The sequence below is a fragment of the Edaphobacter flagellatus genome, assembly GCF_025264665.1.
Classification (GTDB): Bacteria; Acidobacteriota; Terriglobia; order Terriglobales; family Acidobacteriaceae; genus Edaphobacter; species Edaphobacter flagellatus.
The window spans coordinates 4,286,261-4,302,670 of record NZ_CP073697.1; the positions used below are offsets into that span (position 1 = coordinate 4,286,261).

At 58.0% G+C, this 16,410-nt stretch carries 16 protein-coding genes and 1 tRNA gene; 9 read left to right on the plus strand and 8 right to left on the minus strand.

The window, feature by feature from the left end; translation table 11 throughout:
* Position 1: 1 nt before the first annotated feature.
* The 3 genes from KFE13_RS17880 to KFE13_RS17890 all read left to right on the plus strand — a co-directional run bounded on the left by KFE13_RS17880 (position 2) and on the right by KFE13_RS17890 (position 2,197).
* Positions 2-475, plus strand: coding sequence for a type II secretion system protein (locus tag KFE13_RS17880; protein ID WP_260704952.1), 474 nt, complete (start codon positions 2-4; stop codon positions 473-475).
* Positions 469-888: a type II secretion system protein gene (locus KFE13_RS17885; RefSeq protein ID WP_260704953.1), complete on the plus strand. Its 420-nt coding sequence runs from the start codon at positions 469-471 to the stop codon at positions 886-888. The genes KFE13_RS17880 and KFE13_RS17885 overlap by 7 nt, the downstream gene beginning before the upstream one ends.
* Before the next feature lie 127 nt (positions 889-1,015).
* A complete protein-coding gene (locus tag KFE13_RS17890) occupies positions 1,016-2,197 on the plus strand; it encodes a M48 family metallopeptidase (RefSeq protein ID WP_260704954.1) in 1,182 nt (393 codons plus the stop codon).
* 2 nt (positions 2,198-2,199) lie between these two features.
* Here the strand turns inward: KFE13_RS17890 and KFE13_RS17895 are convergent, their stop codons facing one another.
* On the minus strand, positions 2,200-2,958 hold the full coding sequence (locus KFE13_RS17895) for a hypothetical protein (RefSeq protein WP_260704955.1): 759 nt from the start codon (positions 2,956-2,958) through the stop codon (positions 2,200-2,202).
* A gap of 168 nt (positions 2,959-3,126) precedes the next feature.
* On the opposite strand from KFE13_RS17895, the gene queF reads away from it, so the two are divergent.
* On the plus strand, positions 3,127-3,564 hold the full coding sequence (gene queF / locus KFE13_RS17900) for a preQ(1) synthase (RefSeq protein ID WP_260704956.1): 438 nt from the start codon (positions 3,127-3,129) through the stop codon (positions 3,562-3,564).
* A gap of 78 nt (positions 3,565-3,642) precedes the next feature.
* Positions 3,643-4,164: a BON domain-containing protein gene (locus KFE13_RS17905; protein WP_260704957.1), complete on the plus strand. Its 522-nt coding sequence runs from the start codon at positions 3,643-3,645 to the stop codon at positions 4,162-4,164.
* A 164-nt stretch (positions 4,165-4,328) separates the two neighbouring features.
* On the opposite strand, the gene KFE13_RS17910 is transcribed toward KFE13_RS17905, so the two are convergent.
* The 4 genes from KFE13_RS17910 to KFE13_RS17925 form a co-directional block, all read right to left on the minus strand.
* Positions 4,329-5,204, minus strand: a complete 876-nt coding sequence (locus KFE13_RS17910) for a M48 family metalloprotease (RefSeq protein ID WP_260704958.1) — start codon at positions 5,202-5,204, stop codon at positions 4,329-4,331.
* Positions 5,205-5,332: 128 nt separating this feature from the next.
* Positions 5,333-6,523 (minus strand): glycosyltransferase, encoded by a 1,191-nt coding sequence (locus KFE13_RS17915; protein WP_260704959.1) that lies wholly within the window; start codon positions 6,521-6,523, stop codon positions 5,333-5,335.
* A gap of 88 nt (positions 6,524-6,611) precedes the next feature.
* Entirely contained in the window at positions 6,612-7,907 is a 1,296-nt protein-coding gene (locus KFE13_RS17920) for a spinster family MFS transporter (protein ID WP_313900665.1), read from the minus strand.
* Positions 7,908-7,925: 18 nt separating this feature from the next.
* On the minus strand, positions 7,926-8,840 hold the full coding sequence (locus KFE13_RS17925; RefSeq protein ID WP_260704960.1) for a hypothetical protein: 915 nt from the start codon (positions 8,838-8,840) through the stop codon (positions 7,926-7,928).
* A gap of 875 nt (positions 8,841-9,715) precedes the next feature.
* Here KFE13_RS17925 and KFE13_RS17930 point away from each other — a divergent pair.
* A complete protein-coding gene (locus KFE13_RS17930; protein ID WP_260704961.1) occupies positions 9,716-10,681 on the plus strand; it encodes a tetratricopeptide repeat protein in 966 nt (321 codons plus the stop codon).
* A 27-nt stretch (positions 10,682-10,708) separates the two neighbouring features.
* Here the strand turns inward: KFE13_RS17930 and ispG are convergent, their stop codons facing one another.
* On the minus strand, positions 10,709-11,941 hold the full coding sequence (gene ispG, locus KFE13_RS17935; RefSeq protein WP_260704962.1) for a flavodoxin-dependent (E)-4-hydroxy-3-methylbut-2-enyl-diphosphate synthase: 1,233 nt from the start codon (positions 11,939-11,941) through the stop codon (positions 10,709-10,711).
* 66 nt (positions 11,942-12,007) lie between these two features.
* On the opposite strand from ispG, the gene KFE13_RS17940 reads away from it, so the two are divergent.
* The 3 genes from KFE13_RS17940 to KFE13_RS17950 all read left to right on the plus strand — a co-directional run bounded on the left by KFE13_RS17940 (position 12,008) and on the right by KFE13_RS17950 (position 13,658).
* Positions 12,008-12,084 (plus strand) — tRNA-Arg (locus KFE13_RS17940).
* 32 nt (positions 12,085-12,116) lie between these two features.
* Positions 12,117-12,758, plus strand: a complete 642-nt coding sequence (locus KFE13_RS17945) for an O-methyltransferase (RefSeq protein WP_260704963.1) — start codon at positions 12,117-12,119, stop codon at positions 12,756-12,758.
* Between the two features lie 78 nt (positions 12,759-12,836).
* On the plus strand, positions 12,837-13,658 hold the full coding sequence (locus tag KFE13_RS17950; protein ID WP_260704964.1) for a fumarylacetoacetate hydrolase family protein: 822 nt from the start codon (positions 12,837-12,839) through the stop codon (positions 13,656-13,658).
* Positions 13,659-13,677: 19 nt separating this feature from the next.
* Here the strand turns inward: KFE13_RS17950 and KFE13_RS17955 are convergent, their stop codons facing one another.
* Together KFE13_RS17955 and KFE13_RS17960 are read right to left on the minus strand one after the other, a co-directional pair.
* Positions 13,678-14,922: a NupC/NupG family nucleoside CNT transporter gene (locus tag KFE13_RS17955; RefSeq protein WP_260704965.1), complete on the minus strand. Its 1,245-nt coding sequence runs from the start codon at positions 14,920-14,922 to the stop codon at positions 13,678-13,680.
* A 92-nt stretch (positions 14,923-15,014) separates the two neighbouring features.
* On the minus strand, positions 15,015-16,319 hold the full coding sequence (locus KFE13_RS17960) for a GGDEF domain-containing protein (protein ID WP_260704966.1): 1,305 nt from the start codon (positions 16,317-16,319) through the stop codon (positions 15,015-15,017).
* Positions 16,320-16,410: the final 91 nt, after the last annotated feature.

A 16,410-nucleotide genomic window follows, 5' to 3' on the forward strand; every position in this document is an offset into this window, starting at 1 on the left:
CGTGCAGCACAATTCGGATTCGATTCGCTTTAGCCCCGAAGCCGGACTGACGCTCGTCGAGCTCATTATTGTCGTGGCCATCCTCTCCCTGCTTGCCACCGCAGCCGTTCCCATCGCGCGCTTTCAGGTACGCCGCGAAAAGGAGCGCGAGTTGCGCCGTGACCTCTGGGAGATGCGCGCCGCCATCGACCGCTACAAAGACGCGGCTGACAAAGGGGCATTTCAGATCAAAGCCGACTCCATGGGCTATCCCCCGGATCTCCAGACGCTTGTCGACGGTGTGGATGTCCAGGGCAAGAAAGTTCGCTTCCTCCGCAAGATTCCTGTCGATCCCATGACTGGAAACAACGAGTGGGGTCTGCGCTCCAATCAGGACGACCCCGACTCCGACTCCTTCGGCGGCCAGAACGTTTTCGACGTCCACTCCAAGAGCATCGGCACGGCTCTCGACGGTACAAAATATTCCTCATGGTGAAACTCTCTTCAACCCGAGCGAAACTCCTCGCCGAACGAGGCTTCACCCTCATTGAGCTGATGATCGTTATGGTCATCATCGGCCTGCTCGCCGCTATCGCCGTGCCCATGTATGTGCAGAGCGTCCGCCACGCCCGCGAGGCCGTGCTCAAAGAAGACCTTCGCGTCCTCCGTGCCGCTATCGATTCCTACACTGTCGACAAGCAAAAAGCGCCGCAGTCCCTCGACGACCTTGTGCAGTCGGGCTACATCAAAACCATGCCGGTCGATCCCTTCACCCACCGCTCCGACACCTGGATTCCCGCTCAGGACGACACCCTGCAAACTCTTGATCAGACTGAATCCGGCATCACGGACGTCCATTCTGGCGCTGCTGGGGCCGCTGCCGACGGTACTTCCTACTCTTCCTGGTAAGTTCAGATAGCTCAGGGCAAAGCGTTTGCCTTGTCCACCACGACTTTTGAAGCGCATACTACGTCTAACAGTATGGGCCTCTTCTCGCCTTCCTGCGATCTGGGGCTTAACTTTCAGGAGACTCCCTATGCGCCGCACAATGCAACTCGGTCTGGCCGCCCTGCTCACCATCTCCTTCGTCTCCTACGCACAGACCACGCCTCAGTCCACTCCGCCACCCACTACGACAGACTCTTCCGCACCACAGGCGACGGACGACAAGTCCGCGAAGCCCGACAGCACTGCCGACACTTCCAAAGATTCTAAGAACGCTAAAGACACCACGAGTAAGAAGGCCGACTCCCTTCCATCTCCCGGCGAGGCTCTTGATCCGCATATTAAGAAGGGAAGCGAGGACGATGTCGACGCCGTAGGCACCCGCAATATCGGCGGCCGCGGCCTGGGCAATTGGTACTCCACCGACTGGGAGATCCGCAACGGCAAGATGTACGCCATGGAGATCGAGAAGTCCGCTCATATGGTCACCGACCCGGTCGTCGTCGAGTACGTAAATCGCGTTGGACAGAACATCGTCAAGAACTCCGACTGCAAGGTACCCTTCACTATCAAGATCATTGACTCGGACGAGATCAATGCCATGGCTCTGCCTGGAGGCTTCTTCTACGTTAACTCCGGTCTTATCCTCGCAGCGGACGAAGAAGCTGAGCTTGCCGGTGTTATGGCCCACGAGACTGCCCACGTCTGCGCACACCATGCCGCTCGCCAGATGACCAAGATGAACTATGCGCAGATCGGCTCGATCCCGCTCATCATCTTTACGCAGGGAACATGGACCGGCTATGGCATCTACGAGGCTGCGCAGCTCGCCATCCCCATTACCTTCCTCAAATTCTCCCGTGTCGACGAAGCCCAGGCCGACTGGCTCGGCGTCCAGTACATGTACAAGGCAGGGTACGATCCGCAGGCCTTCATTCAGTTCTTCGAAAAGATCGATGCTCTCGAGAAGCACAAGCCCGGGACGCTCTCCAAGGTCTTCTCCGACCATCCGCAGACACCCGACCGCATCGCCCATTCTGAGGAAGAGATCGCTACCATTCTTCCGGCGCGGCCAGACTATATCGTCTCTACCTCCGAGTTCGATGACGTCAAAGCGCGTCTCGCTCGCATCGAAAATAAGCGCAAGCTCAACGACAAGGGCAAGGACGGCAAGCCCACTCTGCGACGCGTTGGCGGAGGCAACAACGACCCCAACAATCCCAATGCGCCATCGAGCACTGACGACCGTCCAACCCTGGGACGTAGAGATTAGTTTTAGCTCACCAGTCGGTTCATAGCGGCAGCCAAGTTGTGCCAGGCTGCCGTCATGCCGATAGGAACCGCCAGCGCATTTACCGCAAAGGTGAACGGTGCTGCCCACATCGTGGACCGGTGAATGCGGTGTAATGAAACAAGGTCATACATAATCAACAGCAGTATCAGGATGCCTAACCCCGTCAGTGCTCCAGCGGCAGGCGGAAGGCCCATCCTGGCCCATGGAAACCTTCCGAACGCGGCTTCCACCAGCCCCATCGTTGCCAGCAGGATCAGCCGCTTGTGCACATCGGGCTGCCTTCTCGTCTTCCACGACGCGTAGATCACCACAATAAAACCGAGAATGCCAATCGTGGGAATGGCAAACGATGTCGACGGGTCTAATGGACCAATCTGTACGCCACGATGCAGCGCATTCACCGCAGCGATTACTCCCAGTACGATCATGATCGGCGGAAGACAGAACGCTACCGTGCCCAGCGTCCGGTGCAGCTTCACACGATGCGCTGCCACCAGCACGGCTTGCACGGTGAATAGCAGCATCCACAACGTGAACAACGCTCCGTGAATATGAAGAATGGGAGTGGGAAGCGGGGCGTGAATGATCCCCGCCTGAAAATAGGTTGGAGAAAATCCAATGTAAACGCATGCGCACATCAAAACCGCCATGCCCGTGAAGAAGGCATGTTCTAGTGTGCGATTGACTGGTCTGTAGGTAATTCTTCTCGAAGTAGATGCAAATACAGCATTTGTTGCCATAGATTCTCCTGAATGCAGTTCGTTCGTAAATGCCGCACAACAGGGCCGAGGGGAGTTCTAACGGATGCCGCAAGATATCATGTCTATCTTGTTCTTGGGAAACGTGCAGTGCGTCAGACAAACGCCGTGATGGCCAAACTCCGCTGTTCAGGCAGGTAAAATAGAAATATGCCCAAGAAGGACAAAGCCCCCAAGCGCACTACCGGCTATACCGACGACCACGCCGCTGCCGGTCTCGATACAAAGTTTCCAGAGATCGAAACCTGGCCAAACCAGTTCCCGGCCTACGAGATCCTCATCGACGATCCCGAGTTCACCTCTGTCTGCCCCAAGACCGGACTGCCTGACTTCGGCCGCCTCACCATCCGTTATATGCCCCACAAGCGCTGCATGGAGTTGAAGAGCCTCAAGGAGTATCTCTTCACCTACCGCAACTTGGGTATCTTTCAGGAGAACATCGTCAACCAGGTTCTCGATGACGTCGTCAAAGCGACCGATCCCCAGTGGGCACTTGTAGTCGGCGATTTCCGCCCGCGCGGCGGCATCTCCACCATCGTTGAAGCCTTCTACCCACGTCCGAAGGGTTCAAAAGGCCCTCGCGGCTGATTTCTTCGGTTGAACGTGACCGGGGTCACAGACAGTCATGGCTGCTCTCCCTAATCTCTAGGTAAAGGGAGAGCGATTATGACACCTACTCTTCTCGAATTCGCCAAAAAATCGGATGAACGGATTCTGTGCGACATCATGCGTCAGATGAATTGGCAGTCTGATATCGATGCGAGCAATATTCGTGTTGAAGTTCGCAAAGGAGTGATCACGTTACGGGGCGCAGTTGAGACCTGCGTGGAAAAAATCGAGGCCGAAAACGCTGTCAAAGCTGTCTATGGTGCCACCGCTATCATCAATCATCTCGAAGTCAGCCCGTCGCATGTGCCAACCGACAGCGAGATCGTTAACGACATCATTGCCGCTCTTCATAACACCACAAGTATTTTAGACAGGATGCCTCAAGTCACCGTGCGGGATGGCATTGCCATCTTTCATGGCAGTTGTCGCTGGGACTTCCAGAGGCTCTGTGCCGAACGTACAGCTCTTTCCACCAAAGGCGTCAAAGCCGTCGTCAATTTGATTACCGTCGATCCTGCTCCGTCTCCGTTGCCTCATACAGATGTGGGCGGCCCGACTCTCGTCCGGCAAGCTAGTTAACTTCTTTGGAGGTGAGCTGTGTTCAATTCTCTTAACGTATGTCTCTTTGCCATCCCGACGATCACGCTTGTGGTATGGTTCGTTGTCCATGCTCTCATTGTGAAACGGCACCAGGGCGCTCCATTCCGTCTCACCGATCACCGGAGATAATGGCTGCATGCTCCCTAATGCAGAAACGCCTCCGGCGCGCCCTTTGTAATCGAAAGGGGCGTCGCCGACTTCGGATCAGGATCGAATCGATCAAACACCGCACGGTTCTGCCGGAAGTGACGTTTCAGCGCCGTGATGCGATTCTGGTCGTTCGGGTGGTCTGAAAGCAGTTGAGGAATCTGGCCGACGCCAGCGCTCTTAAAATCCTGCAACAGCCATACGAGGCCCCACGGATTGTATGGCGTCTGCGCGCAGATATCCGATCCCGTCAGATCTGCCTGCTTCTCCACCTCGCGCGAGTATCCCAGCGAATTGAGCTTGCCCAGCAACGCAATTGCCAGTAGGTGTGCGCGTGTCGGGCCCAACAATAGAGCGGCGCCAACCTCACGCCTCTCAAGCTTCTTTTGCTTCTCCATCAGTGTCACCGTATCGCGATGGATCGTGTGCGATACCTCGTGACAGAGCGTCCCCGCAAGCTGTTCCTTGTTTTTCACAAAGTAGAGAAGAGAATCCACCACATAGACATTCCCTCCAGGAGTTGCAAATGCATTCGGCTGCTCCTCATGTACCAGGTAGAACTTGAATGGGTGGTTATATTGCGGTTGGGCGGCTTGCGTAATCGCATCTGAGATCGGTCGCAGCTGGTCATACAAAGGAGACGATTCGATAATCTCGCCCTTGGCCTTCAGTTGGTCGAAGACCTCCTGGCCGATCTGCTGCTCTTCATCCAGCGTTTGCGTTGCTGGCTGTACCGGTTGACTCTGCTGCGCAGGTTGAGCTTGTCCTCCCGCTGCAGATGCTGGCACCTTCTCAACAGTTACAGTGCAGCCTGTTATCGTCAGGCATAGCACTACAGCAATACTCGACAGGTATCGTCGCACTGTCTTCATGAATGCTCCTGTTCCAACCGTATCTGCCCACAAATGATTGTTCCGAGATTATTCGCAATTATGCTTTGTTGCCAGCTCTACGTATCAATCTCTGCTTCCAATGGTCTGCTGCGCTGGGGTCATGAGCTCTAGCGAAGTACGGTCAGATGTTTTCTAAGCTCTGCGAGCGGATAGAACGTCCCTCGCCACGTAACGCCGTCCATTTTCAGTGTTGTAATGGTGGAGCGAAGGATGGAATAGACGAACAGGATGGCTGCAATCGGGAACAGAATGCAGTAAGAAGTTGCAATCAAGCTGTAGCGGCGAGAGAGAGCGTAAAGTACTGCGATGGCGATCAGGCTCAATGAGGCTGCAGTTCGGGTCTCTGGCAGAAAGAGGAAGCATATAGGTCCGAGACAGAACACGATAATCCAGATGCAGGCGAGCACGACAAGCGAGAGACGGAAACGAAAGATGGAGAAGAGATTTTTCGTCATGACGTTCATTACCCCTGTTATGCCCGCAGCCCAGTGAACACTGACCATTCCGGGGGCGGAGGCGACGCGTTGGCGGAGTTGGGCCAGTTTGACTTTGCGGGCGAGAGTGAGATCTTCAAGGATCTCCATGCGGAGAGCGTCGAAGCCGCCGAGTTTTTGGTAGGCGCTGGTTTTGAGAAGGTTGAAGGCGCCGATGCCGATGGAGTCGCGGACGGCTTTAGGGTCAGAGGCTTTCCAGGGGCGCGTTGCCCAAAGTCCCATCACACCGAGATAGCCGAGGAGCATACCTTCTCCCCGGGTTTTGATGATGGGTGTTGGGAAGGTGACGAAGTGGTCGGCGTTGGTGGCGACGGCCTGGGCGAGAGAGCGGCGAATGGCGTCAGGCGCGAAGAGGATGTCGGCGTCGGTGAAGAGCAGGTAATCGGGACGATGGACGGAGAGCGCGTGGCGGGCTGCGAGCGCCATCGCGTGCGTTTTACCGAGCCAGCCTGAGGGAAGGTCGGTGATGTGAATGGCGCGGAGCTTTTCAGGATTCTTTGCGGCGAGAGTGTCGATGATATTACCGGTTGCGTCGGTGGAGCGGTCGTCGACGGCGATGATCTGCAGGTTGTTGTAGTCCTGCGCGAGGAGCGATTCGAGGCAGGCTGGAAGGGCTTCGGCCTCGTTGCGCGCGGGGACGATAACGACGATCGACGGATTATCGCGTGGGCCGCGATTGAACTTCGATTCGAGCAAATTGGGGATGGTTGGAAGGCCTCGCCAGGCAGTGATCGCTTTCCAGAGCCAGCCGAGGGCTGTGATCCATGCGAGGATTTCGATGATTGTTTTGAGTGCAGGGATCAACGGTTGTCTGCTTCCTGTTCATTCGTGGCCGCGCTGGAACGCGAGTTGCTCGACTGTACCTCGTCTGGAATGACACGGTTGAACTGCCTTATGTTGTGGCTGCGGCTTCATCGTCGGTGAGCGGCGGTGCGTAGCGCGAGCCAAGGAAGAAGATCACGGCGGCGAGCAGCAGGGTAATGAGCGTTGAACCGAGGCCGAGGTTGAGTGTGCTGCGGTCGCTGACAGCTCCAATGATGCGGGGCGAGATCGCGTCGCCGAGCGCGTGAATGACGAGGAGCTGTCCAGCCATCGCGGTGGCGCGAACTTCGGGTCTTACGGCGTTCATTGTCGCGGCGTTGACGGGGCCGGTTCCGAGGAAGATGAGGAAGATGGCCACGGCCAGCGCCGGAATCGTCAGGTTGTGTGGGCCGAAGAAGCAGACGAGCGCGGGCGGCACGGCGAGTGCGGCGCTGATGGCGGGCACGAGGTAGAGCGCCTTTGGAGTTTTCTTCGACCAGCGCTGGGCGATGATGCCGCCGGTGATGGTTCCAAGGAGGCCGGTGACGACTGTGATGGCGCCCATCAGGAAGGCTGCCTTCGATTGCGCGAATCCGCCGACGCGCTGGAGGAAGGAGGGCATCCACCAAGAGATGCCGCCGAGGGAGAAGGTGACGGCGGCGTAACCGAGGATCGACGCCAAGTATGCTTTGTTTTTTACAAGCGTGAGGATGGTGCCTTTCTCCAATTTTGCTTTCTCATGCTGACTGGCTCCGCGTGCTGGTTCCTTCATGAAGAAGAGGATGAGGAGAGCGATGATGACTCCGGGGATGGCGGAGACGATGAAGGCGTGGCGCCAGCCATAGTGCTCGCCGACGATGCCGCCGACGAGGTAGCCGAGTGCAGCGCCGACGGGGATGGCGATGTTGAAGATGGTGAGGACGCGGTTACGCTGTTCTGGCGGATAGAAGTCAGAGAGCAGGGCCGGGGCGAAGATGCCGAAGCTGGCTTCGCCGATGCCGAGGGCTGCGTGGCGAAGATTGAGCGAGCCGTAAGAGTTGACCGACGCGGTGAAGAAGTTGATGCCTGACCAGAAGAGCGCAGCGATGACGATCATGGGCTTGCGCGGGAAGCGATCGCCCAGCCAGCCGGTGATGGGCGAGGTGAGCATGTAGGCGATCATGAACCAGAAGGTGAGTGTGCCGATGTGCTCGTCGGTGAGATGGAACTCGCCTTTGATCTGCTCCTGAACACCGGGGAGGATGTAGCGGTCGATGTAGTTGACGAAATTGAGTGCGGTGAGAAGGACGAGCGCGGTGGTGGCTCCGGCGACAGAGGCGGTTTTTTTGATCGTGGTGGCCATTAGAGGGAGGATAGCAGGGGAGAGTGTCGTTGCTTGCTGCTGCATGCTGCGAAAAATGCGGGGCTATCGGCTGCACGGCTGCACCGCTTCGCGCAGAAGGGCACTTTTGGAGCGAGTGTGCGGTGGCTTTGCAGAGATCCTGCGAAGATACGGGTGTTCTTCCTGTCTCAACGAGCAAGCTCGCCGGGGACCCCGTTTCTCGACTGCAACCCTCGGCTTTCGTTCGGAATGGCACCTGGCAGGAGCGAGAGATGCGGCTTCGAGAGAGGGGATGATCTCGGTTTGTGCGTCTTGGAGGTGGCTATCGGAGCGATCTTGGGAGCGGTCTTCGAAGCGGTCTTGGGGGGAGCCTGGAAGTGGCTCGGTACCGTGGTGGCGGCCTAGTGTTTCGAGCAGCATCCTGCCGGTTGCGGGTGAGCAGCGGCGCCAGAGTGCGGGTGGAGGCGTGAAGTCGAGTGAGGTGGGCTGGGTGGAATGGTTTTGTGTGGTGGAGAACGGCTCACCATTGGATGTGTACTGAGGACGCGGGCCGGAGCCGTAGTGGGGTTGGGCGGGTTCGTTATCGGGGGATGACGGCGGGTCGGCAGTGAGGCCGTTTTCGAGGAGCGCGGTGTTTGGGGCGTTGCGCGGGAGGGTGCGCTGGTGCTCGTTGAGGTTGGAATTAGCGATCTGGAGGGCGTAGAGAAGCAGGCCGGCGCGGCGAAGATCGATCTCGTTGCCGGCGATGGCGTGCATGATGGTGCCGAGAGCGTCCTGAAGCCCGGCGCGGCTGCGGGGTGAGGGGAGAGCGAAGGAGTGGTGGCGGGCCTTGCGCTGGCGGATCTGTTCGGGAGTGCCGCGGACCTCGCTGTGGTAGTGGCAGAGGTTGCTGCCGCGGAGGGCGGGGGAGCCGCAGCGTGCTCCATCTGGTTTGGTGTGGCGGCAGCGGATGCGGTTGAACTTGTTGTCGTCTTCGGGGTGGCGGGGTTCGAGATGCATGGGGGACTCCGTATGAATTCGCGCAAAGTATTCGAAGGAAGGGCCTTATTGGAACGGTTACCGTGATGACCTACGGAGGCCGGACTTAAAAGAAAACGCCCGGTCAGAGACCGGGCGTTTCTTCCTTACTTCATTAAGTTAATGATATTGGGTGTGTCAAGAAATTCTGTGGAAATTCAAGATTTGCCCGGAATAGAAAATCAATTATTTTCAATTGATTAGAGGGAATGTCTCACGTTGCGCATTCGGTTTTTTCGGATTGCGATTTTGCCGCAGATTCCTGGCTGCTTCCCCTGCAATCGCCCTATATAACAGCATTTCTTTGCAGATGCCGCAAAAGCCAGGTAGGGCACCGACTCCTAATCAATAAAGTGTCATTGCAAAAGTCTTTATTCCGATCGATGCTTCATCGTGGCGTAACGAAGGGCGAGATGCGGGCTTTGTGCTGTTCGTCACAAAGAGAGAACGGGCATTGAACGGCGCCGTATCTATGCACAAGTGAATCCTGGAAGACTTTAGGCTGCGATGCAAGAATCAGAAATTTCCTAACCGAGAAGAGTTCTGCTGGTCTAATCCGCTGACCGTAGAAATGGGATAGGCCGGTCGGTTTCATTTCAAAAAAAGACGCAAAAGCAGGAAACAGCAAGCTGTAAATTTTTACTACTACAATGTGTAACTAATTAATTTGAGTTGAGTCTATCCGGCATAACCGATGCGGGAGGGGCTTCGCTGGAAGCTGTGAGATCGCAATACGTCGATCGACAGAGAAGCTCGTTCGCTTAATACGAATTGATTCGTAATTAACCCGAGGAACGAGGTGAGCTATGCATTTGCGTGGATTCGGATGGAGTTCGGTCATAAAGAGGATGTCTGGCTTGCTGCTGGGGCTTGTTACGGCGGCGATGCTTTTGTGGACTTCAGGTATGTATGCGCAGCGTGAAGGTGCTGCGCGAGTAAGTGTGCCGGAAGCACAGGCGTATGCGACAGCGGCGCTACAGGCGAGGATTGCGAGCGAACGCGGGATGATTGAAGCGGGAGAGCGGCAGCACTTCTCTGAAGAGCGGATGGGTTATCTGTGGGCGACGCTGGCGGTGGATTATCGCAAGGCGGGGGACTTCAATGCGGCGGAAGACGCGTACATCCGAGCGCTTGATCTGCTGAAGCGCAATGCTTCCTCGGCTCGCAACTATGCGGTGGCGCTGGATAATTTCGCGATGCTGTACCTGACATATGGGCGGCTGGAGGAGGCAGAGAGCTACAACAGTCAGGCAGCAAAGATACGGAGCGGGCTTGGATTTCCGCTGGATGCGGCGCGATCGGAAGGGCATCGGGCGGAGATCGATCTGGCAAAGCACAAGTTCAAGGAGACGGAGGCGGAGGCGAATCATGCGCTTCAGGTATTTGAGGCAGAGCATGATGCTGAGCTACTGGACGTGACCTCGGCACTGAATGCTTTGGCGTATGCGCGTTGCATGCAGAAGAACTGCGGACAGGGGATGCAGGATGCTGTGCGGTCTTTGGATCTGGCGCGTCGTCATTTTGGGGCCGATTCGATGCCTGCTGCACATGCATTGCTGGCGGTTGGGTTTGCGCGATGGAAGACGGGCCAGATAGAAGAGGCGGATCGAACGATGCGGACGGCGATTGAGATGATGCGGGCGCATCCGGGGTCGGAACGAGCGCAGCTGTTAGCGCTTGCGGAGTATCGCGATTATCTGAAACAGGTACACAATCCAGGAGACGCGGAGTGGGCGGAGAAGATGACGACGGAGGTGCGCAATCATGATTCGTACTGCGGGACGTGCATCAACGTGCGCAGTCTTTCGAATGCGATGAGGTAACGGAAGTGGAGGGTATGGGCGGGTGCTTTATGCTTCGACGAGCACCTTGCCATAGCGCTTTTCGACGTATTCGTTGAGGATATCCTGGAACTCCTCGACGATGCGGTCGCCTTTGAGCGTGGTGTAGAGCTTGCCGTCGACGTAGACGGGAGCTTTGGGTTCCTCGAAGGTGCCGGGGAGCGAGATGCCGATGTTGGCGTGCTTGGATTCGCCGGGGCCGTTGACGATGCAGCCCATGACGGCGAGCTTGAGCTCTTCGACGCCAGCGTATTGCTTCTTCCACTCGGGCATCTGTTCGACGAGGTAGCCCTGGATGCGCTCGGCGAGCTCCTGGAAGTAGGTGGAGGTGGTGCGTCCGCAGCCGGGGCAGGAGGTGACCTGCGGCATGAAGCTGCGGATGCCGAGCGACTGCAGGATCTGCTGGCCGCAGCGGACTTCTTCGGAGCGGTCGCCACCGGGCGTGGGCGTGAGCGAGACGCGGATGGTATCGCCGATGCCGCCGAGGAGCAGAGGAGCGAGGCCAGCAGCGGAGGCGACGATACCTTTCATGCCCATGCCCGCTTCGGTGAGTCCGAGGTGGAGAGCGTAGTCGCAGCGGCTGGCGAGCTCGGTGTAAACGTCGATGAGATCGCGGACGCCGGAGACTTTGGCGGAGAGGACGATCTGGTCGCGGCGGAGGCCGTAGCGCTCGGCGGCGGCGGCGTTGTCGAGTGCGGAGACGACCATCGCTTCCATCATGACATCGCGCGCGGGCTGGGGATTGGATGACTTCGAGTTCTCGTCCATCATCTTGGTGAGGAGCGCCTGATCGAGCGAGCCCCAGTTGACGCCGATGCGGACGGGCTTCTGGTGCTTGACGGCGACCTCGACCATGGTGCGGAAGTTGTCGTCATCTTTACGGCCGATGGAGACGTTGCCGGGATTGATGCGGTACTTGGAGAGTGCCTGCGCGGTATCGGGGTATTTGGAGAGAAGGAGGTGGCCGTTGTAGTGGAAGTCGCCAATGATGGGCGTGTTCCAGCCCTTCTTCTGGATGCCTTCGACGATGTAGGGAACGGCCTTGGCGGCATCGTCGTTGTTGACGGTGATGCGGACCATCTCGGAACCGGCGCGCGCGAGGGCGGCGATCTGCTGGACGGTGCTTTCGACGTCGGCGGTGTCGGTGTTGGTCATGGACTGCACGACCACAGGTGCACTGGAACCGACGCGAACTCCACCGATGTTGACCGTTACTGCATGACGACGCTGTATCTCAGGCATAAACTCTCCACCCTTAAGTTTACCATTCGGCGGGTGTTGGGCTTCGCGATACACTTGGGGAGGTAAGGCCCGGTAGCTCAGTTGCATAGAGCAGCGCACTCCTAACGCGAAGGTCGCAGGTTGGACTCCTGCCCGGGCCACCAACCCCCCCTTGGAATACGCAAAAAGGGCATTGATGCGACTGTTCAGGAAAAAACTCAAGCAAGAACACAAGATTATGCTGCAGGCGGAGCGCGCTTCAGGGGCCCTGCTGCCCGAATACCATCGTCCTACAGAAGAGTGCCCGCACCCGGAGCGCTGGCATATGTACGACTCGATGACGGCAGAGGCGGAGGTCCTGGAGTTTATTCAAACGCTGGTGATGACGATCAAGCCGAATCTGATAGTGGAGACTGGATCGTTTTTAGGCGCGAGCACGCTGTGGATTGCGAAGGGACTTAAAGCCAACGGTTTTGGCAAGGTCATCAGCTGTGAGTTCGATCCTGTCGTTTTTGCGAAAGCAAAGGAGAAGATCGATGCTTCGGGGTTGGGGGAGTGGATCGATCTGCGAAATGAATCCAGTCTTGAGATGACGGTCGATGGGACGATTGACCTGTTTTTTTCAGACAGCGATACGCCGATACGTGCTTCGGAGATCCGGCGGTTCCTGCCCCAGATCTCTCCTAACGGAATTATTTTGATTCATGACGCCAGCTCGCACCTGAAGGTTGTGCGCGAGGCGGCGTTTGCATTGGAACGGGAGGGACTGCTGTCCTGTGTCTTTCTTCCAACGCCGAGAGGATTAGTTGTTGCTCAGAAGCGAGAGGGGCGTAAATAGCCGGTTCTCGTCTTGGGCGATGAGCAAGACGACGCTTGCACTTCTGCGCTCGCTTATCATGTTTGGCTGGAGCCAAACATGAGGCTGTATCGCACGCTGAAGGGTAATTTGATTGAACGGGACGGGGCTTATTTTGAAGCTCCTGAAGGTGATTGGGATGCATTGCTGAACCATCCTGCGCTTCTGGAGATTGCGCGCGAGGCCACTTCGAAGAAGGCTGTTGTTCTGGATTCGGCAGATGTACTTGCGCCAATCGATAAGCAAGAGGTGTGGGCTGCTGGCGTGACGTACTATCGCAGCCGCGATGCGCGCATGGAGGAGAGTAAAGACGCTGGCGGCGGTAGCTTTTATGACCGCGTGTACATGGCGGAGCGTCCGGAGCTTTTCTTCAAGGCGGCTGGATGGCGTGTGGTTGCGCCGGGCGGTGAGGTTCGCATTCGTCGTGATGCGAAGTGGTCGGTGCCGGAGCCGGAGCTGACGTTGGTGGCGAATGCGTCGGGCAAGCTGGTGGGTGTGACGATCGGCAATGACATGAGCTCGCGCGATATCGAAGGAGAGAATCCACTCTATTTGCCGCAGGCTAAGGTCTACAACGGGAGCTGTGCTCTTGGGCCTGCGGTCTTGTTGCTGGAGGCTCCGCTGGATCGGTCGACGTCTGTCGAGATGGCGATTCAGCGGGATGGGAAGATCGCATTTGCCGGACGCACTACGCTGGCGGAGCTGAAGCGCGAGGCTGAAGAGCTGCTGGGGTATCTCTTTCGCGAGCTGGAATTTCCTTGCGGTGTGTATCTGATGACGGGCACGGGTATTGTGCCGCCGGATGATTTCACGCTTGCTGTGGGGGACCGGGTTCGCATTGCGATTCAGGGAATTGGGACGCTTGAGAATACGGTAGGTTGAACGTCCCCTCGAATGTCATTTAGCGGATGAGCACGGAGACGATGCTGGCGCTCATGAGGTTGGCCATAGTTCCGGCGAGCATGGCTCGGAGTCCGAGGCGGGCGAGATCGTTACGGCGGTTGGGGATGAGAGCCCCGATCCCGCCGATCTGCATGCCGACAGAGCCGATGTTGGCGAAGCCGCAGAGAGCGAAGGTCGCGATGGCGAGTGTACGGGTGGAGATGGCTCCCGCGTGCGCGAGCGTGCCGAGCTGGTTGTAGGCAATGAACTCGTTGAGCACGGCGCGTGTGCCGATGAGGTTGCCGACGAGGCGAGCGTCCTTCCAGGGGATGCCGATGAGCCAGGCGATGGGAGAACAGAGTGTGCCGAGCGCGTTGCCGAGCGAGTGCGGGAAGGGAATGTGTCCGTGCGCCCAGGCCCAGTTAGAGATGCCGAGCATGATGGCATTGATGAGTCCAACGATGGCGAGGAAACTGATGAGCATGATGGCGACGTTGAAGGCGAGTGCGCCGCCGTCGATGGTGCCGCGGGCAATGGAACCGATGAGGTTCTCGTTGGCGTGTTCTTCGCTGGGCGGCATGCGGACGGTACCGAGCGTGGCGGGAGTTTCCGTTTCGGGCACAAGCATCTTGGAGAGGAGGATGGTGCCGGGGGCGGTCATGATGACGGCGGAGAGGAGGTCCTGCGCGCGGATGCCGAAGAGGATGTAGGCCGCCATGATGCCTCCGGAGACGTGGGCCATGCCGGAGGTCATGATGGTCATCAGCTCGGACTGCGTGGCGTTGGGGAGGAAGGGGCGGATGGTGAGGGGAGCCTCGGTCTGTCCCATGAAGATGGACGCGGCGACGTTGGTGGATTCGGCGCCGCTGGTTCCCATGGTGCGCTGCATGAGCCAGGCAACAATCTGAATGACACGCTGCATGATGCCGAGGTGATAGAGCATGGCGAAGAGCGCGGAAACGAAGATGATGGTGGGCAGGACGGCGAAGGCGAAGACGGCGAGTGGGCTTTTGGGATCGCCGAGCGGGCCGAAGACCATGGCGGAGCCGTCGGCGGCATGGCCGAGCAGGGCGGTGACGGCGTCTGAGCCGGTCTTCAGGATGCGTTGACCGTAGCTGACCTTGAGGACGAGGAAGGCGAAGAAGATCTGCAGGCCGAGTCCCCAGGCGACGGTGCGCCAGCGGATGGAACGGCGGTCGGTGGAGAGAGCCCAGGCGATTGCGAGAAGGACGACAAGTCCAAGAAGACCGGTGAATCGAGACAAAGGCGTGACTCTCCTAACTACAAGGCGATCCAGTATCTGGATGAGTGTAACGGGAATGTACCTGTAGCAACCAGATGTTTATTGTAGGTGGGCTAGAGTCCTGCGGCGCGGCTGCGGAAGCGCCCGCTGGCCGTCATGGAGGGGATGCTGTCGAGGCGGATGTGGCGCAGCGGGGTGCGCTTCTGTTTGAGCGAGTACATACGCAGGTCGGCGATGCGGAGGAGGCGCGTGGGATCGGCTGCGTCTTCGGGGTAAAGGGCAATGCCGATAGAGGCAGAGACCTGGAGAATGTTGCCGTCGAAGACGAAGGGAAGCTCGATGGTCTGGCGGATCGTTTCGCTGAGCTCTTCGATCGAGTGTGTGTGGCCGGAGTTGCAGGTGACGAGAGTGAACTCGTCGCCGCCGAGGCGTGCGAGAGAGTCGAAGCCGTGGAGCTGTTCGCGCAGATTGGAGGCGACGTGGCGCAGGAGCTGATCGCCTGCCTCGTGGCCGTAGGTGTCGTTGATCTGCTTGAAGCCGTCGAGGTCGCACATGAAGACGGCAAGGATGGATTCGGCGCGGCGGCAGCGGTCGAGAGCGGCGGTGAGATGGTTCTCGAAGGCGCGGCGGTTGGCGAGGCCGGTGAGCTCGTCGTGCAGAGCCAGCCAGCGGTTGTTCGAGACCTGCTCTTCGAGCATGACGAGGATCATGCCGATGGAGATGAGAGACTTCTGCATGTTCCAGACGTGCGATGCGATGTCGGCGACATAGCGATAGGGGACGATGAAGGGATGGATGAAGAAGCAGATGGCCCAGATGAAGAATCCGGTGAGGATAGCGAGGCGTCCTGTGCTGCGGCCGGGGAGACGGCGGCGGAACTTGAGTCCGGCGATGAGGTAGACGCCGGCGAGCGACCAGTAGACGGCATCTCGATACTGGCCATAGTAGGCAAGCAGGCCGATGGTGATCCATCCGGCGAGATGGATGATTGTGACGCGCTGCGGGCGGCGAAGAAGGATCGAGCTGGCAATGGCAATGATGATTCCGAGAGCGACCCAGGGATAGTAGGCCACTCCCTTGAAGATGTGCAGGCCATAGGTGGTATTGATGGCCAGCAGGGGAAGGCCGTTGAGGGCGAGATAGAGAAAGCGTGTCCTGGCAGGGATGGGGTGCTTGCGGGAGTCCCAGGTGAAGACCATGCCGGCGAGCAGGTAGCAGTCGAGAACGACGATGTGCAGGATGGTGGCAGGCAGGCCGTTTTGCGCATAGAAGATGTGCGCCATGGATTCGACGAGCGTAATGAGCAGTCCAGCAATCCAGATATCGGCTTGCTCCTGCGGGTGCCGACGGCGCATCAAGAGCAGAATGGCGATTAAGATCGCCAAGGCAGAGAGGTCGGGGAGAAAAGAGTAGTTCATCAGGCTGGTTGCTTTCGTTGGTTAGCAGGCCCTTCTTTTGCCGACAAAAGAAGAGGGGCCCATGGTTAGCCTGCTGCATGGGGAGTTTTTG

Excerpts from the sequence above, each read along its gene's own strand:
- KFE13_RS17885 (WP_260704953.1), top strand. The coding sequence starts at position 469 with ATGGTGAAACTCTCTTCAACCCGAGCGAAACTCCTCGCCGAACGAGGC.
- KFE13_RS17890 (WP_260704954.1), top strand. The coding sequence starts at position 1,016 with ATGCGCCGCACAATGCAACTCGGTCTGGCCGCCCTGCTCACCATCTCC.
- KFE13_RS17895 (WP_260704955.1), bottom strand. The coding sequence starts at position 2,958 with ATGGCAACAAATGCTGTATTTGCATCTACTTCGAGAAGAATTACCTAC.
- queF (WP_260704956.1), top strand. The coding sequence starts at position 3,127 with ATGCCCAAGAAGGACAAAGCCCCCAAGCGCACTACCGGCTATACCGAC.
- KFE13_RS17905 (WP_260704957.1), top strand. The coding sequence starts at position 3,643 with ATGACACCTACTCTTCTCGAATTCGCCAAAAAATCGGATGAACGGATT.
- KFE13_RS17910 (WP_260704958.1), bottom strand. The coding sequence starts at position 5,204 with ATGAAGACAGTGCGACGATACCTGTCGAGTATTGCTGTAGTGCTATGC.
- KFE13_RS17920 (WP_313900665.1), bottom strand. The coding sequence starts at position 7,907 with ATGCAGCAGCAAGCAACGACACTCTCCCCTGCTATCCTCCCTCTAATG.
- KFE13_RS17925 (WP_260704960.1), bottom strand. The coding sequence starts at position 8,840 with ATGCATCTCGAACCCCGCCACCCCGAAGACGACAACAAGTTCAACCGC.
- ispG (WP_260704962.1), bottom strand. The coding sequence starts at position 11,941 with ATGCCTGAGATACAGCGTCGTCATGCAGTAACGGTCAACATCGGTGGA.
- KFE13_RS17945 (WP_260704963.1), top strand. The coding sequence starts at position 12,117 with ATGCGACTGTTCAGGAAAAAACTCAAGCAAGAACACAAGATTATGCTG.
- KFE13_RS17950 (WP_260704964.1), top strand. The coding sequence starts at position 12,837 with ATGAGGCTGTATCGCACGCTGAAGGGTAATTTGATTGAACGGGACGGG.
- KFE13_RS17960 (WP_260704966.1), bottom strand. The coding sequence starts at position 16,319 with ATGAACTACTCTTTTCTCCCCGACCTCTCTGCCTTGGCGATCTTAATC.